General features: G+C 68.8%; 2 protein-coding genes. Both read right to left on the reverse strand.

Going from position 1 to position 1015, the window contains the following annotated elements; translation table 11 throughout:
- On the reverse strand, positions 1–317 hold a 317-nt coding region (locus AC4H2H_RS19715), incomplete at its 3' end, for an ABC transporter permease (RefSeq protein ID WP_494372530.1).
- Positions 314–1015 (reverse strand): ABC transporter ATP-binding protein (locus AC4H2H_RS19720; protein WP_494372531.1); only part of this gene is annotated, 702 nt, incomplete at its 5' end. The genes AC4H2H_RS19715 and AC4H2H_RS19720, both read right to left, overlap by 4 nt.

Genomic DNA, 1015 nt, shown 5'->3' on the forward strand with positions numbered 1-1015 from the left:
GCCCACAGGACGGAGGAGCGGGCGATGGGCATGGATTGGAAGCGTTCGAAGATGCCGCCTTGCATGTCGAGGAAGAGGCGGTAGGCGGTGTAGGCGATGCCGGAGGCGATGGTGATGAGCAGGATGCCGGGGAGCATGTAGTTGATGTAGGACTCGTCGGTGCCGGTGTTGATCGCGCCGCCCAGGACGTAGACGAACAGGAGCATGAGCGCGATCGGGGTGACGGCGGTGGTGATGATGGTGTCGGGTGAGCGCAGGATGTGGGTCAGGGACCGGCCGGTCAGGGTGCGGGTGTCGGCCAGGGCGTGGGTGGTCATCGGAGCTCCTCTCCGGCGGGCTGGGTGCCCTCGGCGGTCGTGGGGTTCGCGGGTTCGCCGGTGTGGCCGACGAGGGTGAGGAAGACGTCTTCGAGGGAGGGCTGCTTCTCGACGTACTCGACCTTGGCGGGGGGCAGCAGGGCCTTGAGCTCGGTCAGGGTGCCGTTGGTGATGATCGTTCCCTGGTGCAGGATGGCGATGCGGTCGGCGAGCTGTTCGGCCTCGTCGAGGTACTGGGTGGTCAGCAGCACGGTCGTGCCGCCCTGGGCGAGCTGGCGCACGGTGTCCCAGACCTCGATGCGGGCCTGGGGGTCCAGGCCGGTGGTGGGTTCGTCGAGGAAGATGACGGGCGGGTTGCCGATCAGGCTCATCGCGATGTCCAACCGGCGGCGCATCCCGCCGGAGTAGGTCCCGGCCCGGCGCGAACCTGCGTCGGTCAGGGAGAACCGGGCCAGCAGGTCGTCCGCAACCTGGCCGGGGTTCTTCAGGTGGCGGAGCTTGGCGACCAGGATCAGGTTCTCCCTCCCGGTGAGGATCTCGTCGACCGCGGCGAACTGCCCCGTCAGGCTGATCGACTCCCGGACCTGCCCCGCGGACGTGGCGACGTCGTGCCCGTGCACGACCGCGGTGCCCGCGTCGGCCTTGAGCAGCGTCGACAAGATCCGCACCAGCGTCGTCTTGCCGGCCCCGTTCGACCC

This window comes from Cellulosimicrobium sp. BMG9.22 (genome assembly GCF_059159975.1).